The organism is Paracoccus amoyensis (assembly GCF_014490725.1).
GTDB lineage: Bacteria > Pseudomonadota > Alphaproteobacteria > Rhodobacterales > Rhodobacteraceae > Paracoccus > Paracoccus amoyensis.
Genome location: NZ_JACOQL010000001.1, coordinates 830,569 through 855,126 on the forward strand (window position 1 = coordinate 830,569; position 24,558 = coordinate 855,126).

At 57.3% G+C, this 24,558-nt stretch carries 27 protein-coding genes, 1 tRNA gene and 1 pseudogene; 13 read left to right on the forward strand and 16 right to left on the reverse strand.

The window, feature by feature from the left end; genetic code table 11:
* The first annotated feature begins 47 nt into the window (after positions 1-47).
* The 5 genes from H4P12_RS04245 to grxD all read left to right on the forward strand — a co-directional run bounded on the left by H4P12_RS04245 (position 48) and on the right by grxD (position 2,593).
* A complete protein-coding gene (locus H4P12_RS04245) occupies positions 48-722 on the forward strand; it encodes an energy-coupling factor ABC transporter permease (RefSeq protein WP_187792319.1) in 675 nt (224 codons plus the stop codon).
* A gap of 58 nt (positions 723-780) precedes the next feature.
* The gene (gene cobF, locus H4P12_RS04250; protein ID WP_343069756.1) at positions 781-1,530 is read left to right on the forward strand and encodes a precorrin-6A synthase (deacetylating); all 750 of its coding nucleotides are present in this window, start codon (positions 781-783) and stop codon (positions 1,528-1,530) included.
* Positions 1,531-1,629: 99 nt separating this feature from the next.
* Positions 1,630-1,797, forward strand: a complete 168-nt coding sequence (locus H4P12_RS04255) for a hypothetical protein (RefSeq protein ID WP_187792320.1) — start codon at positions 1,630-1,632, stop codon at positions 1,795-1,797.
* Positions 1,798-1,920: 123 nt separating this feature from the next.
* Entirely contained in the window at positions 1,921-2,163 is a 243-nt protein-coding gene (locus H4P12_RS04260) for a BolA/IbaG family iron-sulfur metabolism protein (RefSeq protein WP_187792321.1), read from the forward strand.
* 67 nt (positions 2,164-2,230) lie between these two features.
* Positions 2,231-2,593 carry a Grx4 family monothiol glutaredoxin gene (gene grxD, locus H4P12_RS04265; RefSeq protein ID WP_187792322.1) on the forward strand — a complete coding sequence of 121 codons (363 nt, stop codon included), beginning with the start codon at positions 2,231-2,233 and terminating at the stop codon, positions 2,591-2,593.
* A gap of 86 nt (positions 2,594-2,679) precedes the next feature.
* Here grxD and H4P12_RS04270 read toward each other — a convergent pair whose 3' ends face one another.
* The 3 genes from H4P12_RS04270 to H4P12_RS04280 all read right to left on the reverse strand — a co-directional run bounded on the left by H4P12_RS04270 (position 2,680) and on the right by H4P12_RS04280 (position 3,962).
* Complete coding sequence (locus H4P12_RS04270) at positions 2,680-3,327, reverse strand: phage holin family protein (RefSeq protein WP_187792323.1); 648 nt, start codon at positions 3,325-3,327, stop codon at positions 2,680-2,682.
* 7 nt (positions 3,328-3,334) lie between these two features.
* Complete coding sequence (locus H4P12_RS04275) at positions 3,335-3,769, reverse strand: ElaB/YgaM/YqjD family protein (RefSeq protein WP_187792324.1); 435 nt, start codon at positions 3,767-3,769, stop codon at positions 3,335-3,337.
* A 116-nt stretch (positions 3,770-3,885) separates the two neighbouring features.
* Positions 3,886-3,962 (reverse strand) — tRNA-His (locus tag H4P12_RS04280).
* A gap of 103 nt (positions 3,963-4,065) precedes the next feature.
* On the opposite strand from H4P12_RS04280, the gene H4P12_RS04285 reads away from it, so the two are divergent.
* Positions 4,066-4,281: a DUF6324 family protein gene (locus H4P12_RS04285; RefSeq protein WP_187792325.1), complete on the forward strand. Its 216-nt coding sequence runs from the start codon at positions 4,066-4,068 to the stop codon at positions 4,279-4,281.
* Here the strand turns inward: H4P12_RS04285 and H4P12_RS04290 are convergent.
* The 5 genes from H4P12_RS04290 to H4P12_RS04310 form a co-directional block, all read right to left on the reverse strand.
* A complete protein-coding gene (locus H4P12_RS04290; RefSeq protein WP_246448840.1) occupies positions 4,262-4,726 on the reverse strand; it encodes an MmcB family DNA repair protein in 465 nt (154 codons plus the stop codon). The genes H4P12_RS04285 and H4P12_RS04290 overlap by 20 nt on opposite strands.
* Before the next feature lie 375 nt (positions 4,727-5,101).
* Complete coding sequence (locus H4P12_RS04295; RefSeq protein ID WP_187792326.1) at positions 5,102-6,064, reverse strand: DUF481 domain-containing protein; 963 nt, start codon at positions 6,062-6,064, stop codon at positions 5,102-5,104.
* 554 nt (positions 6,065-6,618) lie between these two features.
* Positions 6,619-7,107 carry a transcription antitermination factor NusB gene (nusB, locus tag H4P12_RS04300; protein WP_187792327.1) on the reverse strand — a complete coding sequence of 163 codons (489 nt, stop codon included), beginning with the start codon at positions 7,105-7,107 and terminating at the stop codon, positions 6,619-6,621.
* A gap of 218 nt (positions 7,108-7,325) precedes the next feature.
* A complete protein-coding gene (locus tag H4P12_RS04305) occupies positions 7,326-7,895 on the reverse strand; it encodes a hypothetical protein (RefSeq protein ID WP_187792328.1) in 570 nt (189 codons plus the stop codon).
* Complete coding sequence (locus H4P12_RS04310) at positions 7,892-8,497, reverse strand: riboflavin synthase (RefSeq protein WP_187792329.1); 606 nt, start codon at positions 8,495-8,497, stop codon at positions 7,892-7,894. Before H4P12_RS04310 ends, H4P12_RS04305 begins: the two co-directional genes overlap by 4 nt.
* 178 nt (positions 8,498-8,675) lie before the next feature.
* Between H4P12_RS04310 and H4P12_RS04315 the strand changes: the two genes are divergently transcribed.
* The 3 genes from H4P12_RS04315 to H4P12_RS04325 all read left to right on the forward strand — a co-directional run bounded on the left by H4P12_RS04315 (position 8,676) and on the right by H4P12_RS04325 (position 13,247).
* Positions 8,676-10,010: a capsule biosynthesis protein gene (locus tag H4P12_RS04315; RefSeq protein WP_187792330.1), complete on the forward strand. Its 1,335-nt coding sequence runs from the start codon at positions 8,676-8,678 to the stop codon at positions 10,008-10,010.
* A 145-nt stretch (positions 10,011-10,155) separates the two neighbouring features.
* Positions 10,156-11,232 carry a polysaccharide biosynthesis/export family protein gene (locus H4P12_RS04320; RefSeq protein WP_484555957.1) on the forward strand — a complete coding sequence of 359 codons (1,077 nt, stop codon included), beginning with the start codon at positions 10,156-10,158 and terminating at the stop codon, positions 11,230-11,232.
* An 8-nt stretch (positions 11,233-11,240) separates the two neighbouring features.
* The gene (locus H4P12_RS04325) at positions 11,241-13,247 is read left to right on the forward strand and encodes a capsular polysaccharide biosynthesis protein (protein WP_187792331.1); all 2,007 of its coding nucleotides are present in this window, start codon (positions 11,241-11,243) and stop codon (positions 13,245-13,247) included.
* On the opposite strand, the gene ribD is transcribed toward H4P12_RS04325, so the two are convergent.
* Both ribD and nrdR read right to left on the reverse strand, forming a co-directional pair.
* The gene (gene ribD, locus H4P12_RS04330) at positions 13,244-14,254 is read right to left on the reverse strand and encodes a bifunctional diaminohydroxyphosphoribosylaminopyrimidine deaminase/5-amino-6-(5-phosphoribosylamino)uracil reductase RibD (RefSeq protein WP_343069759.1); all 1,011 of its coding nucleotides are present in this window, start codon (positions 14,252-14,254) and stop codon (positions 13,244-13,246) included. The genes H4P12_RS04325 and ribD overlap by 4 nt on opposite strands.
* A gap of 3 nt (positions 14,255-14,257) precedes the next feature.
* Entirely contained in the window at positions 14,258-14,722 is a 465-nt protein-coding gene (gene nrdR, locus H4P12_RS04335) for a transcriptional regulator NrdR (protein WP_187792332.1), read from the reverse strand.
* Positions 14,723-14,970: 248 nt separating this feature from the next.
* Here nrdR and H4P12_RS04340 point away from each other — a divergent pair, with 248 nt between their 5' ends.
* Positions 14,971-15,174 carry a dodecin family protein gene (locus H4P12_RS04340; RefSeq protein WP_187792333.1) on the forward strand — a complete coding sequence of 68 codons (204 nt, stop codon included), beginning with the start codon at positions 14,971-14,973 and terminating at the stop codon, positions 15,172-15,174.
* A gap of 3 nt (positions 15,175-15,177) precedes the next feature.
* Here H4P12_RS04340 and H4P12_RS04345 read toward each other — a convergent pair whose 3' ends face one another.
* The 6 genes and pseudogenes from H4P12_RS04345 to H4P12_RS04370 all read right to left on the reverse strand — a co-directional run bounded on the left by H4P12_RS04345 (position 15,178) and on the right by H4P12_RS04370 (position 22,229).
* The gene (locus tag H4P12_RS04345) at positions 15,178-15,600 is read right to left on the reverse strand and encodes a secondary thiamine-phosphate synthase enzyme YjbQ (RefSeq protein ID WP_187792334.1); all 423 of its coding nucleotides are present in this window, start codon (positions 15,598-15,600) and stop codon (positions 15,178-15,180) included.
* Positions 15,597-17,087: a DNA recombination protein RmuC gene (locus H4P12_RS04350; protein ID WP_246448842.1), complete on the reverse strand. Its 1,491-nt coding sequence runs from the start codon at positions 17,085-17,087 to the stop codon at positions 15,597-15,599. Before H4P12_RS04350 ends, H4P12_RS04345 begins: the two co-directional genes overlap by 4 nt.
* A 67-nt stretch (positions 17,088-17,154) precedes the next feature.
* The gene (locus H4P12_RS04355) at positions 17,155-17,580 is read right to left on the reverse strand and encodes a BLUF domain-containing protein (protein WP_187792335.1); all 426 of its coding nucleotides are present in this window, start codon (positions 17,578-17,580) and stop codon (positions 17,155-17,157) included.
* On the reverse strand, positions 17,570-19,540 hold the full coding sequence (rpoD, locus tag H4P12_RS04360) for an RNA polymerase sigma factor RpoD (RefSeq protein WP_187792336.1): 1,971 nt from the start codon (positions 19,538-19,540) through the stop codon (positions 17,570-17,572). The genes H4P12_RS04355 and rpoD overlap by 11 nt, the downstream gene beginning before the upstream one ends.
* A 157-nt stretch (positions 19,541-19,697) precedes the next feature.
* Positions 19,698-21,574, reverse strand: a pseudogene (gene dnaG / locus H4P12_RS04365) (DNA primase).
* Between the two features lie 67 nt (positions 21,575-21,641).
* Positions 21,642-22,229, reverse strand: coding sequence for a TetR/AcrR family transcriptional regulator (locus tag H4P12_RS04370; RefSeq protein WP_187792337.1), 588 nt, complete (start codon positions 22,227-22,229; stop codon positions 21,642-21,644).
* 74 nt (positions 22,230-22,303) lie between these two features.
* On the opposite strand from H4P12_RS04370, the gene H4P12_RS04375 reads away from it, so the two are divergent.
* From H4P12_RS04375 to H4P12_RS04385, 3 genes are all read left to right on the forward strand, one after another.
* Complete coding sequence (locus H4P12_RS04375) at positions 22,304-22,570, forward strand: hypothetical protein (RefSeq protein ID WP_246448844.1); 267 nt, start codon at positions 22,304-22,306, stop codon at positions 22,568-22,570.
* 57 nt (positions 22,571-22,627) lie between these two features.
* The gene (locus H4P12_RS04380; protein WP_187792338.1) at positions 22,628-23,794 is read left to right on the forward strand and encodes an alpha-hydroxy acid oxidase; all 1,167 of its coding nucleotides are present in this window, start codon (positions 22,628-22,630) and stop codon (positions 23,792-23,794) included.
* 105 nt (positions 23,795-23,899) lie between these two features.
* Entirely contained in the window at positions 23,900-24,532 is a 633-nt protein-coding gene (locus H4P12_RS04385; RefSeq protein ID WP_187792339.1) for a 50S ribosomal protein L25/general stress protein Ctc, read from the forward strand.
* Positions 24,533-24,558 lie beyond the last annotated feature (26 nt).

Sequence of the window (24,558 nt, forward strand, 5' to 3'; positions counted from 1 at the left end):
TGCGGCATAATCAGCCGCCGGTGGGGCGGTCATAGAAGGAACAGAAGATGCATATCGAACCCGGAATCGTCGCCGGCCCCAAAATGGCGCTGGCCTATGGCACAGCGGCGGCCGCCGCCGCCTATACGGTCAAACTGACAATCGACGATCTGAAAACCCACAGTCTCGGTTCATTCCTGGTGCGGACCGTGATCGCCGCCATCGGCGTTTTCATTTCATTCGAGGTCTTGCCTCATTTTCCCGTCGGCATATCAGAAGTTCATTTCATTCTGGGAACCACGCTGTTCCTGATCCTTGGCGCAGCCCCCACAGCAATCGGATTAGCTGCCGGGCTTTTGGTGCAGGGCATGTTCTTTGCGCCCACCGATCTGCCGATGTATTTCGTCAATGTCTCGACCCTGCTTTGGCCGCTATTCGCGATTGATGTGGTGGCCAAACGGGTCATTCCGGCGACCACCGCCTATGTTGATCTGAAATATCTGGACGTGCTGAAACTTTCGCTTGCTTACCAGGGTGGCGTGGTTGCATGGGTCGCCTTCTGGGCATTCTACGGTCAGGGTTCGGGGGCCGAGAACCTGGGCTCGATTGCAAGCTTCGGGGCGGTCTATATGATGGTGGTCCTGATCGAACCTTTGGTCGACCTCGCCGCACTTGCCCTTGCCAAAGCATTGCGCCCGACGTCGCATTCGCCACTGGTGACGCGCAGACTGTATCAGGCGTGAACCACTTGTTGATAACCGGTCGCAGCAACGCGGCCGGTTGCAAAATATGGATGGTGTCGTGACGGACTTGTGGCTGATCGGTATCGGTACGGGAAATCCCCGTCATGCCACGCTTGAAGCGGTTCAGGCCATTCGGAACGCCGCACTGATCCTGTTACCACGCAAAGGGCGGGACAAAGCGGACCTTGCCGATCTTCGTCACACGATTCTGCGCAACTGCGACAGCACGGCGCCGATCATCGAATTTGACATGCCGGTGCGTGACGACACCCTGCCCTATCTTCAGCGTGTCACAAAATGGCATGACGAAATAGCGACGATCTGGGCAACGGCGATCAAGCAATCCGGTCTGTCGGGTCCGGTTGCACTTCTGGTCTGGGGTGATCCCGGCCTTTACGATTCGACCTTGCGGATTGCGGCACGTCTGCAGCCCGCGCCACGGGTGCGGGTCGTTCCCGGTATCACCGCCTTACAGGCCCTGACCGCTGCGCATGCCATTCCGTTCAATACGCTCAACGGCGCGGTCACCATTACAACAGGACGCCGTCTGCGCGATCACGGCTGGCCAAAGGGGGCCGATACCGTTGCCGTGATGCTGGACAGCCAGTGCAGCTTTCGCGATTTGCCCCCGGACGGTCTGCATATCTGGTGGGGCGCATTTCTGGGAATGCCGGAACAGGTTCTGGCCGCAGGTCCATTGGCGACCTTCGCCCAACCCATCGTGGATCTGAGGGCAACGTCGCGTCTGCGTCACGGCTGGATCATGGACAGCTATATTTTGCGGCGTCAGGACATGACGACAGCCTGACCAGAACATCCCGTCTGAAGTTTGGGGAACCATACGCGCCGCAAAAGCGTCTTATATCTGTAAGATAACCAACCAGTATCATTCATAAAGGAGCGTGACATGCGAGTTCTTTGCGGAACCATTGTCGCCGGATTTCTGCTGACCCTGGCTGCATGCGGCGATAATGCGACCGAACGGGCGGCGACAGGCGGCGTAGGCGGTCTGGTCGTTGCGGGCCCGGTTGGTGCGGTTGCCGGTGCAACGGTCGGTGCCGCGACTACGAAATAAGCCGAAACTGGCGTAAATAGTGCAAACGACCGCGTAAAACTTGCGCGGTCGTTTCTTTGCATGGCCTTGCGAGCCAACCTCGCATCCCCTACATCTTCGTGTAACGGCAAGAAGGACAAAGCCATGGCAATGGAAGCCCATGAAATCGAAGCCCTCATTCGTGCGGCATTCCCGAACGCGCAGGTCACCATCACCGATCTGGCCGGCGACGGAAATCATTACTCTGCCGAGGTGATCGACGAAAGCTTCCGCGGCCAGAATCGTGTTCAACAACAACGGGCTGTTTACGCGGCGCTTCAGGGTAGGATGGACGGCAAGGCGGGTGAGCTGCATGCGCTTGCGCTGACCACCAAAGCCCCCGAATAAGCCCCGGTCGACAAGATTTAGGAACTGAGCCACGGCTTGTGGACTAGCACTGACAAGGATTGACGCAATGAGCGATGCAAACGCACAGATTCAGGAAATGGTCGATGGCAGCGATGTCGTCCTGTTCATGAAAGGCACCAAGGAAATGCCGCAATGCGGCTTTTCCAGCCGCGTCGCCGGTGTGCTGAATTATATGGGCGTCGATTATCGCGACGTGAACGTGCTGGCCGATGACGCCATTCGTCAGGGCATCAAGGATTTTTCGGATTGGCCGACAATCCCGCAGCTTTACATCAAGGGTGAGTTCGTCGGCGGATGCGACATTATCACCGAAATGACCTTGTCGGGCGAACTGGATCAACTGCTCGAGCAGAAGGACATCGCCTACAACAAGGAAGCGGCAGAGAAAATCCGCGAAGCGAACGCGTGATCCTGCAGTAAATTCACGCCAGAAAAAGGGCCTGCGGATGTACCTTTCCGCAGGCCCTTTTCATGTTCTGCCAATGATCTTGACGATCAGACGAAATCATCTTCGTCGTAATGGTCATCATCGTTCCGCGCTTCGCGCAGTTTGGCTGCCATTGTAACGCCGATCGCAAATGCCCCCAGCAATTTCAACATGCTACCCGCATTGCTGTTGCTCGCCTCGGCCACCTTTTGCTTGACCTCGGCGGCTTTTGCCTTGGTGCGATCGATGTTCTCTGACGTCAAACCGACCGATTGTGCAACGCCATAGACTCGCTGCTCTGCATCGCTTGCCAGTTTGTTCGCTCGGTAAGAGGCGTCGTCCATCAGCGACGTCACCTTGTTTCCGGCCATATCCAGCACACGACTTGCTTCATTTCGCGCACGATTTGCAGCAGCGTCGGCAGCCAGCGTCAGACGCGTTTCGACCTCTTGCTTCAGGTCGTCGGTGGTCGGCATGCGGTGCCGCGTCCGGTTGCTGGTGGCAAAGACAATCAGGGCCAGGACAAGAAAGCCGCCGCCAACCGCCAAGGAAGCAAGCATCGGGCCCCAGTCAAGGTGATAGGCCAGCCAAGACCAAAGCGCGGCTACCAAAAACCCTGCACCCACGACTGCGATAAGCCCCGCCGCGACCTTCATTCCGGTGCGGCGGGCCGTATCGGTCAGCGCAAGTTGCAGTCTTTGCGCATAATCAAACATCCTGACCTCAGCGACGCGCCAGGATCAAGCCAACAAGGAAACCGACGCCAGCGGCGATCCCCAGTGCCTGGGCGGGATGACGGCGGACCATTTCGGAAACTTCATCATACTGCGCTTCCGCGTAGTGACCGACCTCTTTGGCGGCCTGTTGGCCACGCTCATACAGATGTTCCGCTTCGGCGCGGGCACGTCCGGCGTATTCTTCCCCTGCAAGGCGGGCGCGTTCTGCATATTCGCGACCGGTTTCAATCGCCGTATTCGCAAATTCAGTGCCACGTTCTTTCAGGCGATCGACGCCGCTGTTGTCCGTCAACCGGCTTGCGGTGTCACGCACATCGTCGGCAACACGACGAGCGCCGTGTTGCAACTCATCGCGTGCTTCACTTGCAGCCTGCTTGACATCTTTTGCCAGATCTTCAGCGGATTGTTTTGCATCAGCCATGATAGGGTCCTTTCCGGAAGTCATGTGATTTTCATATCACCAACACACGGGAAAAGGCATTGTTCCAAGGATCGTTAAAAATCCTGAAAAACTCCGACTGATTTTTGTTTGAAGAGTGGTACCGCCTCCCCGGCTTGAACGGGGGACCTCTAGATCCACAATCTAGCGCTCTAACCAACTGAGCTAAGGCGGCATGGATGCGTTCTCTAACGCTGCCTCGATGCAGTTGCAAGCCCGTCTTGCCGTGAAATCGTCGTCGCGTTACAGAAAGCGACAGTCAATTCGAGGATACCACCGTGAGCATCAACAGCCAAAGCAATATCAGTGCCAATTTGCAGGTCGGGCCGACAGATCAAGGCATGGTGCGGATTTATGTAGAAGGTGACGGAATCGATCTGCCGCTGGATTTCGACCCTGAAGAAGCAACGGAAATTGCCGAAGAGCTGATGGCCGCAGTCGAAGCCGTCAGAAGCATGGGTAAAAAAGGCGGACCTAAAAAGCCGAAACGCTAATCGATTCGGGGTCTGTCAGGCCCTGCAGGCGTTGCGCCCCTGCCCTTGCGAAATCGCGCAGCACCTTGGTTCTGCGTGCGCCTGCCAATCGTGTCTCTGGGGCCATGCGCTGAATTTCGGCGCTATAAGCATCTGCCATGATCAGCCCGGTTTCTGCGGGCAACAGGTCAGACGGAAAATCGCAGTCCACTGCCCAAAAGTAACGGTCGCACCAATCCAGATAGCCCTGCCATTTCCTGTCCATCGCGAAATCGGCCCGACAGCTTTTGCATTCGACGATCCAGAATTCCCCTTTGGGCGACAGGCTGATCACATCGACACGCAATCCGCGACTGGGCACGAATTCTGTCAGCACTGCATGATCCATACTGCGCAGCATGCGCGCCACGCCGCGCGCAAGGCGCTGACCGGGCATTGGTGGCAGATTCATCAGCGATTGGTCCATCCAGACAGATTAGAACGAAATGAAAACATTTCGCAACCCTGCCGTGGCCGGCAACTTCCGACTTGAAAGCGCGGGCTGTGCTGCCTATCTGCGGGTCTGACGGGTTTCTGCTCTTCCCGCGCGTGGCCATTTTTCCACTGGCCTATAACTTTTCCGAGGGGGCTGGCTCTGACGTGACCCTGGTCTCGTTACCTGGCGCCCACCTGGTAATCCAGGCTTTCGGGAAATTTCGCGCCGCCGCGGTTGCTGCGGTTCCCGTCACCTGAAAACCGCCCTGCTTTTTGGTAGCGGCGGTTTTTTCATGTTCATGCCCATGAAACAAAGAAGGGCGACCAATTTGGCCGCCCTTCCAGAGAGACTGATCCGAGGGATGGATCAGAAGCCGTACACGATCGAAACACCAAGGGTATTGTCGGTGCGGATCGGACGGTTTTCTTGATACTCGGTGGTGTAGCTCACACGGGTTGCCAGCTGCTCGTTCATCTGGAAGTTGACGCCCAACTGGTTGGTGATCACATCATCAGCATCGTCCGACGACAGGTAGTCGGTGTCGTTGGTCAGGAAGATCATGTCGTTGAAGCGGTGGTAGAAGCGCGACGACACGATGTAGCCGATACCGTTGCTGGACGAGTCGTCGACCGAAACGCGATCATAGCCACCAGCACCGTTGTCAACCAGATCGTAACCAGCGTGCTGAGCACCGGTCTGGGTGTAGCGATAGCCAACACCGGCCTGAACGCGCCATGCGGTCGTGTCGTTGTTGATCACGCGGTAACCCGGACCAACGCCGATGAAGCCATCGCGACGGTAGTCGCCCAGTTCTTCGGCCAGATCGTCGATGGTCGCGCTGTCGCTGTTGGGCTCGCCATCAGCCAGACCGTCGATTTCGAAGCGGCCCAGAGCGAAGGCATAGAAGCGATCGTTGAAGTAGTACTGGGCATCATAGATGACCGAGACGTCTTCTTTGTCTTTGTCGCCGTTTTCGTCTTCACCGAATTCCAGCAGCATACCTACGGTCTGTGCCCACGGACCCTGGTTGTACGACACGCGACCACCAAGAGCGAAATCCTGGCTCTTGTCGTTGCCATCGCTGCCTGCATAGGTCAGCGACATCGAGCCGAACAGGCCCTGACGACGGTCAGCCGGACCAAAGCGCTCGGGGTCGTTCGCACGATCGAAATCGTCTTGAACATCGTCCTGAACGTCCGTGATCTGTTCATCAATCGCACCGACGCCGGTGGCGTTTGCGCCAGCAGACATTTCGGTTTGAGCAAATGCCGGAGCCGACAGTGCGACCACGAGAGCGGCGGTGCCGGTCAGCAGCGTAACTTTTTTCATTTTATATCCTCACGAGCTGAGTTTCGTTGTCCTGGCACAAAGGGCACCAGAGCATCTCTGCTGAACATGAACTAGACCGAGGCGACCGAGGTTCAAAGGGGGTGATAAAAACGCAAAAAGTCGCGAATTCGTGAGAGGAAAGCCGGCGTAGCGGTATCAGCGAAAAAGTGCCGAAATATGATTGTGAGCGATATCGCAGGAACTTTTCATCGCCAATTAGAAGCTTTTAATTATACATAAAAAATTTACAATTATAAACAATACGGTTTTCTTTTTGTGCGCCCAATTTCTGAAACATTAATGTTACTGATCAAAAAATGAGCATTTCAAACGAGCCGTCCTGCAAGCGGATTGTTGCACAATCGACACGCTGAAATCTCGTTCGTTCACAAATTGAACACAGCTCTGGCCGGCGGCTTATGCGAATCGGGAAATTTGATCCCGGACCACGCGATGTGCTGAACTGTTCACTTCCGTTCAAATCATGTAACCGATTTGCGTGTAAAGACAAAGGCCCGGATAAACCGGACCTTTTGCACAAGCTGTCAGGATTTTCAGAATGCGTCCGGGCGCAACTCTCTGGCGACGTGATCCAGAACCGCGTTGACGAATTTTGGTTCTTTGCCATCAGGAAAGAACGCTTCGGCCAGCCGCACATATTCAGTGATGACCACCTTGGGCGGTGCTTTCGGAGAAACCAGTTCTGCACCTGCGCAACGGAACAAGGCGCGCAACACGGGATCAATGCGATCAATTGGCCATTTCGCAACCAGGCCGCGATCCGTGGCCTGGTCTATCTTTGACTGCCACATCACCACGTCGTCGATGATACGTGCAAACAGCTTTTCGTCCGCTTCCAGATACTGGCCGTCTTCATCTTCGGCACCAATGCGCCAGTTCCGAAATTCTTTCGCAACGCGGTCCGCAGACTGGCCGCCAGCTTCCATTTGAAACAAGGCTTGCACAGCATAAAGGCGTGCGCCGCTGCTAAGCGCGCGGCGGTTTGACGCTTTTGCCTTGGCGTTATCATCGGCGGTATTCATGCCCGGCCCTTTCCGTCCAATCTGCCCATCATCAACGCCCGGCCGGAATCAAGATGGTGTTGTTCTCTGGGCGTGATACGCCCTGCTTCGCTTTTAGATTAATCAACACCGCTGCGCCATATGACCAAATTGGCAGCGCATCAGGCAGGTTGAAACAAGGCAGCTGGAATGGCTGGAAATGCTCAAGGCGTCAAGCCCCGCCGACGCCAAACCTGCAATCAAAGCGCGCGCGCGGCATCACCGAAATATGTTGCGCCATCCACAAAGCCCGCCAGACCACCAGCGGTCATAAGTTCGCGTTCATGCGCCGTTTCACCAATCATCAGGACAGCATCACCCGAAAGGTTTTGGGCCCGCAACCACGATTTCATCTGATCGCGCATCTGCGACCAGCTGGAACCGAAGTCTGGAATGGCAAAAGTCGATTCCGCCGAAATTCGCGCGGCAAGCCTTTTCGCGTCAATCCCCGGCCCAGCTCCCAAATGCCGGGACAGGTCGATCTGGCTCAATTTCTCTGAACGCCCCTGACCCAATGGGCCGCCAGTGCGAAAAACGCCAAGCGCGTTGGAAGAAAACAGAAAGGCAATCAGATCACGCCCCGTCGTGGCGCGAATTCCGGCATAGGTTTTGTATTCAAGGCCAAGTGCCTTGGCCCGTTTGACCCGCAGGCGCACAATCTCGACCGGCAGAACCGGTAGCAGTGACGATCTGGCCTGACGCCAGCAATGCGACCGCCATGACACGCCATCCAGGACCGGGCCACCATTGTGCCCCAGGCCGGCAGTCATGCCATTTCCGCCTGCGCTTCGGTCAGACGCGCCACATAACGTGCAAGGGTATCAATCTCCAGATTGATCGCGTCGCCGACGCGAATATCGCCCCATGTCGTCACATCCTGCGTATGCGGGATCAGGTTGATGCCAAAACGATTGCCCGACACCTCATTCACGGTCAGCGAGGTGCCGTTCAGCGCGACAGACCCCTTGGGCGCGATATAACGCGCCAGCTCTTTGGGGGCCTCAAACGTGACGCGCAGACTGTCACCGTCATCATGCATTTCGACGACCCGCGCAACACCGTCAACATGACCGCTGACAATATGGCCGCCCAACTCATCTCCGACGCGCAGCGCACGTTCCAGATTAAGCCGCTGACCCTCGCTCCACCCGTTCGTGCCAATATTCGTTTTCGACAAGGTCTCGGCCGAGATATCTACATCGAACCAATCATCGCCCTTGGCAACGACCGTCAGGCAAACACCGTCGCAGGCAATCGAGGCGCCCAGATCAACGCCGTCCATCCGATAGGCGCAGGCGATGCGCGCACGCATGTCTCCACGCATTTCAACTGCGCGAACATTGCCGATATCCGTAATGATTCCTGTGAACATGTGCGCCCCCGTTTGCTGATCTTCAGGTAGGTGATGCAGAACGATGGTTCAAGTCGGGCTTTGTCCCGGTAATCCCATGTTAGGAATTAACTAATACTGGTAACAGTATCGTATTTGTGTAAACCAAAGCGCATCGTTCATTGCGACATGGATGGACCCTTATCGGATGCCAAAGGATATGACCGTCGATCTACCCGTCGCGGCGTCGAGCCGGTCCGGCCAGGATAGCGCGGTGAAACAGCGGGTATTTCTGCTGTTGCAGGGTCCGCATGGCCCGTTCTTCGATGGGCTCGCGCGGCTGCTACGTGCTGCCGGTGCGACCGTTTGGCGGTGTGGTTTCAATGCAGGCGACGAATTTTTCTGGTCAGACAAAGATCATTTCATTCGCCACGATGGGGCTGCCGCCCATTGGCCTGAACATCTGAACGCGATCCTGACGGAGAGGGGCGTAACAGATATCGTCCTTTACGGTGATGTCCGCCCGATCCACGCAACGGCACGAATGGCTGCTGCGCAGAAAGGAATAACGCTGCATGTCTTTGAAGAAGGTTATCTGCGCCCCTACTGGATCACGTATGAGCGGGCAGGCTCTAACGGGCATTCGGCACTGGTGAACATCAATCTTTCCCAGATGCGCTCGACCTTGCGACAATCCGATGTCGAGATCCGCCGGCCGCCTGCACATTGGGGGGATATGCGGCAGCACAAATTCTATGGCGTATTGTATCATTTCCTGATCTTCGCGGCGAACCGCAATTATCCGGGTTATCGCGGTCATCGCGCCCTGTCGGTGGTCGAGGAATTTCGCCTGAACCTGCGACGGCTGCTAATGTCGCCTGCTGTCAGTATCGTCCGGGCGTTTCAATGGAACAGATTCAAACTGTCCGGAAACCCCTATTCACTTGTTTTGATGCAACTGGAACATGATTCCAGTTTCCTGGGGCATTCCAAATACACCAGAAATCGCGAATTCGTGGATGAAGTGGTCGCAGCCTTTGCACGGTCAGCCCCCAAACATCACCATCTGCTGTTCAAAGCGCATCCGTTAGAAGATGGCCGCGCGGATAACCGCAATGCCATCCGAAATGCTGCGGTTGCGCATGGGCTGCAGGATCGCGTCCATTATTTCCGCGGCGGCAAGCTGGCCGATATGCTGGGTTTCGCCCGTTCGATTGTCACGGTGAACTCGACGGCGGCCCAACAGGCCATGTGGCGTGGATTGCCCGTCAAGGCAATGGGCCGCGCGGTCTACAGCAAGCCGGGGCTTATCGCAGATCAATCGCTGGACGATTTTTTCGTGACCCCCTCTCCTCCGGACCCGGCTTTATACAAAATCTTCCGCGATTATCTGCTGCAGACCAGCCAGGTTCCTGGCGGCTTCTATGCCAAACGATCGCGGGCCCATGCTTTGCGGTTGATTGCCGATATGATCCTGTCAATCCATGATCCTTATCATGCACTTGAAATAGGACAGGCAATGTATCGGCAGCAAATTGACGATCGCCTTGATTAGATCACAGGAAGTTGTGGTATCCTGCGCCATCAGACGCTAGATTACGGCTAAACCGGTCACAAAGACCGGATTCAGAAGACAGGAGTTTCCTGAGGTGACAGTGATTTCCTCCCGACCTACGGCGGTCCGTCTGGCCCTATTGGCGATGATGACCTTATTGGCGGCGTGTGCGCTGCCACGTTCTGGTCCCAGCAAGAATGAGATTTACTCTGGCGCCGTGGAAAAAGGCGGCAATGCGCATGTGATCTATGTCAACGACCACGTGAACCGCGCGACGAATTTTGTGCCCAGCTACGGGTTCTCGAACAGTTTCCGCAGTGCGGGCGCGGTCGGTGCTGACGAAATCCGGGCGGGCGACGTTCTGGGCCTGTCCATCTGGGAAAACGTCGATGATGGCCTGCTGACCTCATTGGGCAGCAGCTCGACCAATCTTCAGGAAATCCAGGTCGACAGCGACGGCTATATCTTTGTCCCCTATGCCGGGCGCGTCCGCGCTGCCGGCAACACGCCTGATCGTCTGCGCCAGATCATTACCGAACGCCTTAGCTCGCAGACCCCCGATCCGCAGGTGACTGTCGCGCGCGTGGCCGGTGATGGTGCGACCGTTTCGGTCATGGGCAAGGTTGGCGCGCAAGGCGTCTACCCGATCGAGCGTCCGACCCGGACTTTGTCGGCCATGCTGGCCCGTGCTGGCGGCGTCGCCATCGAACCTGAAATCGCCGTGGTGACCGTCAAGCGCGGCAACGATCAGGGCAAGGTCTGGCTGACCGATCTTTACAAGGGGCAGAATGACATCGCCCTGCGCCCCGGCGACATCGTTCTGGTGGAAGAGGACCAGCGCAGCTTTACCGCACTTGGCGCACTCGGGGGGCAAACTCGCGTGCCGCTGGGCAACGAAGTCATCAGCGCGGTCGAAGGTGTTGCAATGGTTGGTGGCCTGGATTCGAACCTTGCGGACCCCACAGGTGTTTTCGTTCTGCGCGATGAACCGGAATCGGTCGCCTCGCGTGTGTTGGGTAAATCGGTCTTTGGATCGCAACGAATGGCCTATGTCCTTGATCTGACGCGCCCGAATGGCATTTTTCTTGCCCGAGAGTTCATGATCCGCGATGGCGATACGGTTTACGTCACCGAAGCACCTTATGTGCAGTGGCGGAAACGACTGCAGTCGATCACCGGCACGGCCGTCTCTGCGGATTCGCTGACCAGCATCGGCAACTGATCCGCATCATGCCAACGACCTCTGAAGCCGCCGGGACAGAGACCCGGCGGCTTTTTGTCTATAATGGTGGCTTCTGGACCAAGCCCCGCATCCATCGGATCATGTGTCTGGCAGGATGGCGGCCATCCTTTGGGCTGCCCCACACCGACGATACGGTCGGGGTGTGGGGAGCTAGCCCGACAGCATGGCGCGGACGCGCCATCGCCGCACGCTGCGGGGCATCGTTGCTGACGGTCGAGGATGCGTTCCTGCGCTCTGTCCTGCCGGGTCGGGGATCTGGTGCCGTCGCCAGACGCGGCCCAATCGGTCTGTTGATTGACCCGGCTGGCCTTCACTCTGATCCGTCCAGGCCATCGTTGATTGAGAAGATCGTTTCATCCGGCGCGACGACAACATTGCGCGATCAGGCCAGCGATGGAATAGCGCGACTACAGGCGCTCGATCTGTCAAAATACAACGCACATCGGCCTGATTTGCCCGCGCCGATGCCCGGATATGTTCTGGTGGTCGACCAAACCCGGAACGACGCATCCCTGATCGGTGCGGGCCGGGATGAATTTCTGGCCATGCTCAACAAGGCACGGGATGAAAATCCGGGGAAACGCATTCTTGTTCGTGCCCACCCGGAAACCAGCCGCGGATTGCGCCCCGGACATTTCACGCCCGCAGATATGCAGTCCCGCGATGAGTTCAACGATAGCGAGGTTTCGCCCTGGCGGTTGCTGCAGAATGCAGAGGCCGTCTATGCCATGTCGTCCCAACTTGGATATGAGGCAATCCTTGCGGGCCATCGCCCGCGCATATTTGGCCTGCCATTCTATGCCGGATGGGGGCTGAGCGACGATGAAACCCCTTTCCCCGAAGGGCGTCGCGCACCGGCCACCAAAGAAGATCTTTTCGCCGCCAGCCATTTGCTTGCGCCGACGTGGTATGATCCCTGCCGTGATCAGCTGACGGATTTCAACGGTGCTGTCGACCAGCTTGAGGCCGAGGTGAAAGCATGGCGACAGGACCGTGATGGCCACATTGCCTATGGTATGCGGCTTTGGAAGCGTCGGTTCATCACGCAAACCTTTGGCGACAGCAAAGGTTTGCGTTTCGCCGCAAAACCTTCTGCGGGGGTCACCTTGGCATGGGCCAGTAAAGCGGACGACGTGCCGCAGGCGGCTCGGGTCGAAGACGGGTTTCTGCGCTCTCGCGGTTTGGGGGCCACGCTGATACCGCCGCTGTCTTTGATCGCCGATGATCTGGGAATTTACTACGATCCGGCAAAGGAAAGCCGTCTTGAGCGTATCATCGCGTCGCCATTGCCCCCGGGCGCGGAACAACGCGCCCGGCGTTTGGTGGACACAATTCATGCCACCGGATTGTCGAAATACAATCTAAGCGTGACGACGATGCCCTTACCCGACAGCGGCGGTCGGCGCCGTATTCTGCTGCCGGGACAGGTCGAAGATGATGCATCTGTGCTTCTTGGTGCCGGCGCAGAAAAAACCAACCTTCAGCTATTGCAGCGTGTCAGGAGGGAAAATCCGAACGCTTACCTGATCTACAAGCCACACCCGGATGTCGAAGCAGGGCTGCGCATCGGCTCTGTCACTGCGGAGGACCTGAAACATCTTGCAGATCATGTTGCCCGTGACAGCAATCCAATCAGCCTTCTGAAACATGTCGATGAAGTCTGGACCATAACCTCGACCCTGGGGTTCGAGGCGCTTTTGCGCAACGTGCCCGTAACGGTTTTGGGTGCACCATTTTATGCAGGCTGGGGGCTGACACGCGATCTTGGCGTCCCCCCTGAACGGCGACGCGCACGGCCCACGCTTGCGGCCTTGGCCCACGCTTGCCTGATCGCGTATCCGCGTTATCGCGACCCGGTCACCGGGTTGCCCTGTCCGGCAGAGATTGCGGTGCAAAGACTGACCGAGGGGGCGACACGCCAAGGCCCTGATTTACGCATATTGGCCAAAATACAGGGTGCGCTGGCCAGTTATTCATGGCTATGGCGGCGCTAATCCTGTCGTCGCACCCAACGGTGAAAAAGATCGGGGCCGATCGGACAGGTCTCGGCCAGATCGAAGCGCGGTGCATCTGACAAGTGTTGCAAGGCCAGCGAACCGATCGACGCGCGACCATCGGCACCGATCATAACCCCCGCCGTGTATCCCATGACCTGATCGACCATATCGGCCCGTAGCAGGCTGGCGGCCAAAACGCCCCCGCCTTCGCAAAACAGCCGCGTTATCCCACGTGCGGCCAGATCCGTCATGATGTTGTCCACAGCCCCGGAAACCTGCCAAATCGCACCATGCTCTGCCCCCTCGGCCGCGAGATCCGGCAGCGCTCGTGATGAGGCGATGATCCTGACCGGCTGCGTTGGCGTATGAAATCCGCGCACATTCAGCGCGGGCAGATCAGCACGCGCCGTTCCGCCCCCAACCATAATCGCATCATGGGTCATTCGCATGGCATGGACGTGCTGTCGCGCCAGCGGCCCGGTGATCCACTGACTTTCCCCATCGGCAGTGGCGATGCGCCCATCAAAGCTGCTGGCAAGTTTTAACGTTACAAAAGGCCGACCATGGGTAACACGAGACAAAAATCCCGCCTGCAGCGCACGGGCGCGGTCTTCTGATACGCCTTCGACAACCTCGACGCCGGCATCGCGCAAGATCGCATGACCACGGCCCGCCACCCGTGGGTCTGGGTCGGTCATCGCGCTGACTACCCGCTTGACGCCAGCCTCAACCAAACCAACCGCACAAGGCGGTGTCTTGCCAATATGGGCACAAGGCTCCAGCGTCACATAGGCGGTCGCGTCACGCGCAAGAACCCCAGCCTGATCCAGGGCAACCCGCTCGGCATGGGGACGCCCGCCGGACTGCGTCCATCCGCGGCCCACGATGACGCCATCGCGAACGATAACGCATCCGACAGCAGGGTTCGGCCAGACATTCCCAAGCCCGCGCTGCGACAATCGCAGCGCATGGGCCATATGCCGAATGTCTTCATCCTTGCTCACGCCTTAGTCGATAACCTGACCAGGACGCAGTTCAGCGACGAATTTGTCAAAGTCGTCCGCGTCCTGAAAGTTCTTGTAAACGCTGGCGAAGCGGACATAGCCGACATTGTCGATGCGCGACAAAGCCTCCATCACGATTTCACCAATCGTCTTGGACGGAATATCGGTTTCGCCCGTGCTTTCCAAACGCCGCACGATGCCTGAAATCATCTGTTCGATCCGTTCAGGTTCGACAGGCCGTTTCTGCATCGCAATCCTGATGGATCGCGCCATCTTGTCCCGATCGAAATCTTCACGCTTGCCGTTGGATTTGACCACGATCAGATCGCGAAGCTGAACTCGTTCATAGGTGGTAAAGCGTCCACCGCAGGCCGGACAAAAACGACGGCGACGGATGGCGACATTATCCTCGGCCGGGCGTGAATCCTTGACCTGCGTATCGACATTTCCGCAAAACGGACAGCGCATTTATTGATCCCCTATCCCGCAATCCCCAGAAAGTATAGGATGCTTGGTAGGGGTTGGGTAGTGTTATCCACAGGCCACTATATCCAGTTTGCACTTTCTGTGGCGCGAATGCCGCTTAGAACGGTGGAAACCCTTATAGTCGTGTTATTAGAGGGGGTTAAAGAAAAAATCCCCTCGCAATCCCACTTTGATTGATCTCTCGCGCAGCCTTGTTCTACTCTGATATCATTTCAGCACAGGAGGAGAAAATGAGTATAGCCCGTGTCACCGAGATTTCGGCAACGTCGGAAAAAGGGTTCGAAGACGCCGTTCGTCAAGGCATTCAACGCGCGAATGAGACGCTGCGAAATGTGAAATCCGCGTGGATCAAAGAGCAGTCGGTAGATTGCGAGAACGGCGCCCCGACCTACTTTCGCGTCAATATGATGGTCACTTTTGTCCTGGATGACTGAATCCTAGGACGCCTGAAACAGCGCCGCTACCTGACGGGTGTGCGGCGCATTCCGATGTTCCACCACATAGATACCCTGCCATGTTCCCAACATCATCCGGCCATCAGCGATCGGAAGTTGCAGGCTGACAGGTAGGATCGCGGCCTTCAGATGCGCCGGCATATCATCCGGCCCTTCCATTGTGTGACGCAACCAATGCATCGAAGGGTGATCAGCCGGCGGCGCAATCCGATTCAGCCAGTCCAGCAGATCAATCTGCACATCGGGGTCAGCGTTCTCTTGGATCAACAAACTGCAAGAGGTGTGCCGCACCATCAGTGTCAGCAGTCCTTCTGCGGGTGCAACCCGCCGCAACCACTTGTTGACCTGACCTGTAAATTCATAACAGGCCGGGCCTGTGGTCTGGATGGTGAAGATCGTATTCACTCGGCGGCCTCGCGGCCATCTTGATCCTCGGGGCCGTCCAACACGGGCAGATCGCCGCCGTCATGATCCAGTGAAATTTTCTTCTGCGCACGCGCGCCCAATTCGCGCAGCATCTCGACTTGCCGGATCACGTTGCCCGGGCCGCGCGACAGCCGGTCAACAGCCTGACCATGCGCGCGGGCAGCGGCGTCAAGCGATTTGCCGACAATTTCCATGGAATCAACAAAGCCGGCGACCTTGTCGTAAAGCTGCCCTGCCCGCCGCGCGATCTCCAGCGCATTGGTTTCACGACGTTCGACGGCCCAGATATGTTCGACCGTCCGCAAAGTCAGCATCAAGGTGGTCGGTGTCGTCAGACCAACGCGCCGCTCCATGGCAAAACTGGCAAGCGTCGGATCGGCGCGCAAAGCCTCGGAAAATGCGCCCTCGATTGGTATGAACATCAACACATAATCGACCGAGGCATCATCCATCCGATGATACCCTTTGTCGCCCAATGTGGTGATGTGGCTGCGGATAGCGGCAACATGGCGGCGCAACGCCGCTTCGGCCTCTGCCGGGTCATCGACATTGACCGAGGTTTCGTAATCGTTCAGTGATACCTTGCTGTCGATCACCATGACTTTTTCACGCGGCATCCGGACGACCACGTCCGGGCGCCACATCTTGCCGTCATCGTCGCGCCAGCTGGCCTGCATGTCATAATGCGTGCCGACAATCAGGCCGGATTCCTCCAGCAGACGTTCAAGGACCATTTCCCCCCATGCACCCTGACGCTGTTTTTCGCCTTTCAACGCACGGGTCAGATTGACCGCCTCGCGCGAGATATCTTCCGACCGTTGATGCAGAAACGCGATTTGTTCACGCAGCCTTGCACCTTCCTCGTCCAAAACCTTGTTTCTGGTCTGTAATTCAGTTTGGAAGCGATGCACCTGATCGCGAAACGGGTTCAGAAGCGCGGACAGATGTTCGCCCTGCGCCTTTTGCATATCGCCCTGCTGAACACGCAAGGTTTCAGCAGCCAACAATTTGAATTGACCGGTCATTTCCTCGCGCAACTCACGCAGCGTCTTGATTTCGCGGGTTGCGGCTTCCTGATCCTTCTCAGCCCGCAATTGCGCTTCGGCCAATTGCATCTGAAGGCTCGACTGATGCTGTCGCGCTTGATGCAAGGCATCGGTCAGGCCATCGCGTTCTTCTGAAACTTCGGACAAGCGGGCCGTCTGGCCCTCTAATCGAGTTTCATGCTGACTCAGACGCAGCTCAAGTGTATGCGCCCGATCCGTCAGTTCTTTCTCATGCAGTTGCAGACTGCCGATCTGCTCAAGCGCGGCTTGCCGCTGCGCCGCGTTTTCCCGCAGCAGGCGACGACCAGAAAAAACCATAAAAATCAGGGCTATCATAATGATAACGCCGATTCCCAGGGCTATTTGCAGCATTTGCACATCGCCAAGCGCACGCTGAATGGCACTAATCGTCGATTGCATAGACACTCCAAGTCATAATCTGACTATCAGTGTTCACTTTTTGTACCCAACTGGCAAGCCCAACAATTCAGATATCGATCGAGGCCAGAAACGTCACAACGCCGCCGACATATTCCTTGCGATCAAAGGTCGAAATGTCACTGCTGGCGAACCAATCCATCAGTGAACCATTACTACGGCCCGAAAACCGCATCCGCCAATCAGGAAACCGGCGTGCATCCAACGCCCCCTGTCCAAGCACGGTCACGTCATAATGGCGCGGATCGTTGAGGATCAGATTACCGATCATATGGATGGCTTGGGCGGGCCCTTCGATCCACTGAAAGAACATACCGTCTTCGCAATGAAGACAACCAGTTACGGCGTTTTCTTCATTACGGTCACGGGCAGATGTCAGAATATCCTGCAGATCTTCATCGTTCAGATGGTCGACGGCCGAGCTTCGGTAAACCAGATAGGCAAGGCCGTCGATTTGGGTCAGATCACTGGTCAAGGAAGGACCGCAGCTTTCTGCTCCGCGACGGATGCTTCAGCTTGCGCAGTGCCTTGGCCTCGATCTGGCGGATCCGTTCACGGGTCACGCTGAACTGCTGGCCGACCTCTTCCAGCGTATGGTCGGTGTTCATGCCGATGCCGAAACGCATACGCAGGACGCGCTCCTCGCGCGGGGTCAGGCTGGCCAGAACCCGGGTCGTGGTTTCCTTCAGGTTTTCCTGAATGGCGCTGTCCAGCGGCAGGACCGCGTTCTTGTCCTCGATGAAATCGCCCAGCTGGCTGTCTTCCTCGTCCCCGATCGGGGTTTCAAGGCTGATCGGCTCCTTGGCGATCTTCATCACCTTGCGGACCTTTTCCAGCGGCATCTGCAGCTTTTCGGCCAGTTCCTCGGGCGTCGGCTCGCGGCCGATTTCATGCAGCATCTGGCGGCCGGTACGGACCAGCTTGTTGATCGTCTCGATCATGTGGACCGGGATGCGGATGGTGCGGGCCTGATCGGCGATCGAGCGGGTGATCGCCTGCCGGATCCACCAGGTCGCATAGGTCGAGAACTTGTAGCCGCGACGGTATTCGAACTTGTCCACGGCCTTCATCAGGCCGATATTGCCTTCCTGAATGAGATCAAGGAATTGCAGGCCTCTGTTCGTGTATTTCTTGGCGATGCTGATCACCAGCCGCAGGTTCGCCTCGACCATTTCCTTCTTGGCCTGACGGGCTTCCTTTTCGCCGCGCTGCACTTGGGAAACGATGCGACGGAATTCCTCAATGTCGACGCCGACATATTGACCGACCTGAGCCATCTCGACGCGCAGTTCTTCAACCTTCTCACGCGAACGTTCGAACAATGCCTGCCAACCGCGCCCGGCATTGTCGGACATGCGATCGACCCAACCGGGGTCAAGTTCGCTGCCGCGATAGGCGTCGATGAATTCCCGGCGATTGATGCGGGCAGCATCGGCCAGTTTCACCATGCCGCTGTCGATGGTCACGATACGGCGGTTGATGCCATAAAGTTGGTCAACCAACGCTTCGATCCGGCTGTTATTCAGATGAAGTTCGTTCACCAGCGCCACGATCTTGCTGCGAAGTTGCTGATAGGCCGATTCCGCCGCGACCGAGAAGCTGCTGTCTTCGTTCAGCGTCGCCGACATCCGCTGATCCTGCATATCGGCAAGCTGTTCGTAATCGCGCGCGATTTCTTCCAGCGTTTCCAAAACCTTCGGCTTCAGACTTGCTTCCATCGCAGCCAGCGAAAGATTTGCGCCTTCGTCATCTTCTTCGTCGTCGTCGCTGCGCATTGGATTGCCGTCGGCATCCAGTTCTTCACGCTTTTGCGAAGTCTCGGAAGTTTCCGAGGATTCCGTCAGTTCTTCTTCGTCAACCTCATCATCCAGCGATTGACCGAACGTCGTTTCCAGATCAATCACGTCACGCAGCAGGATTTCTTCTTCCAGAAGTTCCTGATGCCACATGATGATGGCCTTGAAGGTCAGCGGGCTTTCGCACAGCCCGGCGATCATCGTGTTGCGACCAGCTTCGATCCGCTTGGCAATCGCGATTTCGCCTTCGCGCGACAAAAGCTCGACGCTGCCCATCTCACGCAGATACATGCGCACCGGGTCATCGGTGCGGTCCAGCTTTTCGGTTTCGCTGGATGCAATGGCAACTTCACGAGAGCCAGAGCCGGTCGTGGCAACGGCACCGCCTTCCTGGTCTTCGGCTTCTTCTTCGTCCTCGATGACGTTGATGCCCATTTCGGACAGCATCGACATGACGTCTTCGATCTGTTCGCTACCAACCTGGTCGGGCGGCAAGACGGCGTTCAGCTGATCATAGGTGATATAACCACGCTCACGCGCTTCGGCGATCATACGCTTTACCGCTGCCTGGCTCATATCCAGCGAATGCGCGTTATCGTCTTTTTCAGTCTTGTCGGTATCTTCGTCCTTCACGGCCATCGAAGGCTCCTTCTCGGGGCGATGATTCGCGAATCATGCGAATCAGCGCGAATTTTTTGCTTTTTAACCTGCTCTGCCTTCGGATCAAAGGACAGCATCGTTTAATGATTCGCAACCACAGCAACGTGATTCGTTTGCGGTGATTCTATCGTTTGCGTTAACGCTTGGGCGGCTTGCGCCAGATCTGCTCATTCACCCAGCCTGACAGCTGCGCAGAAAGCGCGTCACGATCTTCATTCATGTCGCCACTGGTTTCCAGTTCGGGGCGTTCGGCGCGGTGCCGGGCACGTGCGATCTGCTGCATCCTCCATGTCAGCCCCTCATCGGCCTCCCCCTGAATCTCCGCCTCGGCACGGGCAAGCTCGGCACCTGCTGCGCGTTGCGCCTCCAGTCGATCCAAAAGATTATTCAGGATTGCGGCCACGGCGTCAGCATCTTGCGAACAGATCACACTGGGAGTCAGGCCCAAATGGGCGTCTGCCCGCAGCGTTTCAAGGCCCTGACGACCAGCGGGGCTTTCGCTATGCGACAAAAGATCAAAAAGCAGCGCGGCCCGGTTTTGATCTTTCGGTGTCAGCCGTTCGATCCGGGTTTCAACCGCGCCGATCAGTTCAGGGCGCAGGGCGCAGATCAGCAGGCTTGCCCCCTCCAGCAGCCCTTCGGCGGGCAAGAGACTGTTCAGTTTAACTTCGGCGGTTGATGCAGACTTGCGCCCGTTTGGTCCAGTCTTCTGACCGCGCCGCCCTGTCGTGCCGCCAAACAAGGCCCATTTTTTCTGGCCCAACTCGCGGTCGTAATGGCGACGCGTCGCCTCGTCGGGGATTTTGCCGATTGCATCATTCAGACGCTTGTCCAACGCGGCCTTCCGTTCGGGACTATCGAAAACCTGCCCTTCGATTTCCCGCGCCCATAGCAGATCGACCAACGGGCGGGCGTTGTCCAGCAATGCGCCCATCGCCCCTGCCCCGGCAGCTTTGATCAGATCATCGGGATCTTGCCCGGCGGGCAGCACGACAAAGCGCAGCGCCTGCCCGGGCCCGGTCATGGGCAGGGCGAGATCGATCAACCGCTGCGCTGCGCGTTGACCCGCCGCGTCACCGTCCAGAGCGATGACCGGTTCGGGGCTGATCCGCCACATCAGGCGAAGCTGATCCTCGGTGATCGCTGTGCCCAGCGGTGCAACCGCCCCGTCAAATCCGGCACGCACCAGTGCGATCACATCCATGTAACCTTCGGCGACAATCAGCGCCTTTCCTTTGGCGACAGCCGCGCGGGCGGAGGCAACATGATACAGATTGCGCCCCTTGTCGAACAAAGGTGTCTCTGGGCTGTTCAGGTATTTCGCACGGGCATTCGGGTCCATTGACCGGCCACCAAAGCCGATGCAGCGCCCCTGCCCGTCACGGATCGGAAAAATGATGCGCCCGCGAAAGCGATCATAGATCTGGCCACCACCATCCGGTTTCGCGGACATGCCGGATTCCACGATCAGGCCGTCGTCAAAGCCTTTATCCTTCAACGCCTGCGTCAGCGCATATCGTTGATCCGGGGCGAATCCGATCTCGAACCGTTCCTCCGCCGCTTGGTCCAGACCGCGCCGCAGGAGATAGGCGCGTGCCTCGGCCGAGCGCCGGTCTGCAGCTGCAAGCGGAACCATCGGCAGGCAGCCTCGGTCACGTCGAACAGGCGGGTGCGGCGATCCGTGCGTTCTCGGGCACGCGGGTCGGGTTCGGGCACCTGCATCCCGGCCTCGGTCGCCAGAACCTTGACGGCCTCCATGAACTCCAAACCGTCAGCTTCCTTCAGAAAGGTCAGGGCATCGCCCTTGGCGTGGCAGCCAAAGCAATAGTAGAACCCCTTCTGATCGTCGCAGTGAAAGCTGGCCGATTTTTCCTGATGGAACGGGCATGGCGCCCACCAATCCCCCCTGGCCTGATTGGACTTGCGCAGATCCCACACGACCTTGCGTCCGATCACACGACTGATCGGAATACGATTGCGCAATTCATCAAGGAAGCCGGGTGGCAGACTCATGGGTGGTTATTGATGCGAGGTCATGATGGGGTCAGCCTTGATTATGTGGGGGCAATTGCCTCAGGGGTCAATCCGCGCCGACTGCGCCGCGCACCAGACTCCAATAGATATCGCCGATCCGCTGCCGATCAAGCCGCCCCCCCTCACGATACCAGTTCGTCACCCCGGTCAGCATCGCGATCAGCGCCAGCGTCGTCAGTTTTGCATCTGCGAATTGCATCGCGCCGGTTTTTTGACCATCCCGCAAGATCACCTCTAACGCGGCTTCATATTGACCACGCAAACGCGCGATCCGGTCAAAATTTTCGGGCGTCAGATTGCGCAGCTCCATATAGGACAGGAAAACCGCGTCCGTACGATCCAGACTGAACCCGATGTGATAGCGAACAAAAGCTTCCAGTCGAATCAGTGGGGGATTGACCGGATCATCGTGCCAGGATGCAAGTGTATCCTGCATATGGCTTTCCAGAAGATCAAACAAAAGCGCCTGTTTGTCGGGGATATAGGCGTAAAGCGCGCCAGCCTGCACCCCCACGGCCGATGCAATCTGGCGCATGGAGACGGCCGCATAGCCTTCTCGCGCGAAAAGACTTCGCGCGACATCGCGGATAAGCGGACCGGTGATTTCAGATCGGGAACCTTGAGTGCGGGCCATACCTCATTGTATCGACGCATTTTCACCGGGGAAAGCCCGTTGCTGTTGCGCCTGCTGCGCCGTAACCTGCCGGCATGAAAAACACTCTGTTTCTGGCCGCCAGCCTTCTGGCACTGACCGCCTGCGACAAACAGGCAAACACCTATCCGGCCTTGCTGCCCACCGCGCAAGTGCTGGCCGAACCTGTCCTGCCAACGCACAGCACCGATGCCATTACATCGCCCGAATCCGTCGATACACAGGCAAAGGCACGTGCAGATGCTTTACGCGACCGTGCCCAAGCGTTGAAAAAGCCGGTAATCGACGCGGAAACCCGCGCCAGGATGCAGAAAAACCAGTGATTGAAACACTGACGATAAATCGGTAATTAAATTTGACCAATTTTCGGAGAAGTGCCCATGCCTGTCATCACCTGCATCGAAGACCTCAAGCGTCTGCACAAGGCGCGGACCCCGAAAATGTTCTATGATTACGCCGAATCGGGCAGTTACACCGAACAGACATTCCACGAAAACACGACGGATTTCGCCAAGATCAAGCTGCGCCAGAAGGTCGCGGTCGACATGTCGAACCGCAGCACTGCGACCGACATCATTGGTTTTCCCGCAACCATGCCGGTGGCACTTGCCCCCGTCGGACTGACCGGGATGCAGCATGCGGATGGTGAAATCCTTGCAGCCCGTGCGGCAGAAAAATTCGGCGTGCCTTTCTGTCTGTCCACCATGTCGATCTGTTCAATCGAGGATGTGGCCGAAAACACGACCAAACCCTTCATGTTTCAGCTTTATGTGATGAAGGATCAGGAATTTCTGGCCTCGATCATCGAGCGGGCAAAGCAGGCGAATTGCAGCGCACTGGTTCTGACACTGGATCTGCAAATTCTGGGTCAGCGCCACAAGGATATGAAAAACGGTTTATCGGCTCCTCCGAAATTCACCCTTCCCACGCTTCTGGATCTGGCAACGCGGTGGAGATGGGGCATCGGCATGATGCAGACCAAGCGGCGTCATTTTGGCAACATCGTTGGGCATGCCAAGGGTGTTGGCGATACGTCGTCCCTGTCCAGTTGGACGGCAGAGCAATTTGATGAGCGACTGGACTGGGACAAGATCGCCAAAATTCGCGACATGTGGGGCGGCAAGCTGATCCTGAAGGGAATTCTTGACCCTGACGACGCCCGGATTGCTGCTGATTTCGGCGCGGATGCCATTATCGTGTCCAATCATGGCGGGCGCCAGCTGGATGGCGCGTTGTCGTCAATCAGGATGCTGCCGCATATCGTTGAAGCCGTCGGCGACAGAATCGAGGTCCAGATGGACAGCGGTATTCGCAGCGGTCAGGATGTGTTGAAGGCCTTGGCGCTTGGCGCCCATTCAACCTGGATCGGTCGTGCTTTCATTCATGGGCTTGGCGCGATGGGCGAAGTGGGTGTCACCAGGGCGCTTGAGGTGATTCACAAGGAATTGGACACCACCATGGCCTTGTGCGGAGAACGGAACGTAAAGGACCTGGGTCGGCAAAATCTGCTTCTTCCCGAAGGTTTCCTGACCGAATACGGCGCATAGCCCCGATTTAGCCCTTCACAAATGGCACTGCCCGCGTTATAGGCGCGACTTGCTGTCACGCACCCTTGGAGGGTGACGGCGTTAACAACTGATAGGAATAATACCATGGCCAAAACGATCCCAGATCTGGTGGCCGAGGCACGCACGGGGTCAGGCAAGGGGGCCGCCCGTCAAGCTCGCCGTGAAGGCAAGGTGCCCGGCATTGTATACGGTGACCACAAAGATCCGGTCGCTGTTCAATTCGACTTCAACAAGCTGCTGACCACGCTGCGCGCTGGCCGCTTCATGTCCACGCTGTGGAACCTGAAAGTCGAAGGTCAGGAAGACGTTCGCGTTATCTGCCGCGGCGTTCAGAAAGATGTCGTCAAGGATCTGCCAATCCATATCGACTTCATGCGCCTGCGTCGCACGTCGAAAGTGAACCTGTTCATCCCGGTTGAATTCATCAATCAGGACAAAGCCCCCGGCCTGAAAAAAGGCGGCACGCTGGTGACGGTTCGCAACGAAGTCGAGCTGATCGTGACTGCCGGCAATATTCCGGATCACATCACCGTCGATCTGGAAGGCCATGAAGTTGGCGACAGCATCCACATTGAGGATGTGAAGCTGCCAGCTGGCACCAAGCCGACCATCGACCGCAATTTCGTGATCGCGAATATCGCGGCCCCGTCGGCACTGCGCTCCAGCGATGACGCCGGTGCAGAAGACGCCGCTGATGAGGCAGAAGCAGAAGCGTGATCTTCTGCCTTCTCGACTGATTTCGG

Bases quoted from the DNA above. Each gene is read 5' to 3' on its own strand.
- H4P12_RS04245 (WP_187792319.1), top strand. From the start codon at position 48: ATGCATATCGAACCCGGAATCGTCGCCGGCCCCAAAATGGCGCTGGCC.
- H4P12_RS04255 (WP_187792320.1), top strand. From the start codon at position 1,630: ATGCGAGTTCTTTGCGGAACCATTGTCGCCGGATTTCTGCTGACCCTG.
- H4P12_RS04260 (WP_187792321.1), top strand. From the start codon at position 1,921: ATGGCAATGGAAGCCCATGAAATCGAAGCCCTCATTCGTGCGGCATTC.
- grxD (WP_187792322.1), top strand. From the start codon at position 2,231: ATGAGCGATGCAAACGCACAGATTCAGGAAATGGTCGATGGCAGCGAT.
- H4P12_RS04270 (WP_187792323.1), bottom strand. From the start codon at position 3,327: ATGTTTGATTATGCGCAAAGACTGCAACTTGCGCTGACCGATACGGCC.
- H4P12_RS04275 (WP_187792324.1), bottom strand. From the start codon at position 3,769: ATGGCTGATGCAAAACAATCCGCTGAAGATCTGGCAAAAGATGTCAAG.
- H4P12_RS04290 (WP_246448840.1), bottom strand. From the start codon at position 4,726: ATGGACCAATCGCTGATGAATCTGCCACCAATGCCCGGTCAGCGCCTT.
- H4P12_RS04295 (WP_187792326.1), bottom strand. From the start codon at position 6,064: ATGAAAAAAGTTACGCTGCTGACCGGCACCGCCGCTCTCGTGGTCGCA.
- nusB (WP_187792327.1), bottom strand. From the start codon at position 7,107: ATGAATACCGCCGATGATAACGCCAAGGCAAAAGCGTCAAACCGCCGC.
- H4P12_RS04305 (WP_187792328.1), bottom strand. From the start codon at position 7,895: ATGACTGCCGGCCTGGGGCACAATGGTGGCCCGGTCCTGGATGGCGTG.
- H4P12_RS04310 (WP_187792329.1), bottom strand. From the start codon at position 8,497: ATGTTCACAGGAATCATTACGGATATCGGCAATGTTCGCGCAGTTGAA.
- H4P12_RS04315 (WP_187792330.1), top strand. From the start codon at position 8,676: ATGACCGTCGATCTACCCGTCGCGGCGTCGAGCCGGTCCGGCCAGGAT.
- H4P12_RS04320 (WP_484555957.1), top strand. From the start codon at position 10,156: ATGATGACCTTATTGGCGGCGTGTGCGCTGCCACGTTCTGGTCCCAGC.
- H4P12_RS04325 (WP_187792331.1), top strand. From the start codon at position 11,241: ATGCCAACGACCTCTGAAGCCGCCGGGACAGAGACCCGGCGGCTTTTT.
- nrdR (WP_187792332.1), bottom strand. From the start codon at position 14,722: ATGCGCTGTCCGTTTTGCGGAAATGTCGATACGCAGGTCAAGGATTCA.
- H4P12_RS04340 (WP_187792333.1), top strand. From the start codon at position 14,971: ATGAGTATAGCCCGTGTCACCGAGATTTCGGCAACGTCGGAAAAAGGG.
- H4P12_RS04350 (WP_246448842.1), bottom strand. From the start codon at position 17,087: ATGCAATCGACGATTAGTGCCATTCAGCGTGCGCTTGGCGATGTGCAA.
- rpoD (WP_187792336.1), bottom strand. From the start codon at position 19,540: ATGGCCGTGAAGGACGAAGATACCGACAAGACTGAAAAAGACGATAAC.
- H4P12_RS04370 (WP_187792337.1), bottom strand. From the start codon at position 22,229: ATGGCCCGCACTCAAGGTTCCCGATCTGAAATCACCGGTCCGCTTATC.
- H4P12_RS04375 (WP_246448844.1), top strand. From the start codon at position 22,304: ATGAAAAACACTCTGTTTCTGGCCGCCAGCCTTCTGGCACTGACCGCC.
- H4P12_RS04380 (WP_187792338.1), top strand. From the start codon at position 22,628: ATGCCTGTCATCACCTGCATCGAAGACCTCAAGCGTCTGCACAAGGCG.
- H4P12_RS04385 (WP_187792339.1), top strand. From the start codon at position 23,900: ATGGCCAAAACGATCCCAGATCTGGTGGCCGAGGCACGCACGGGGTCA.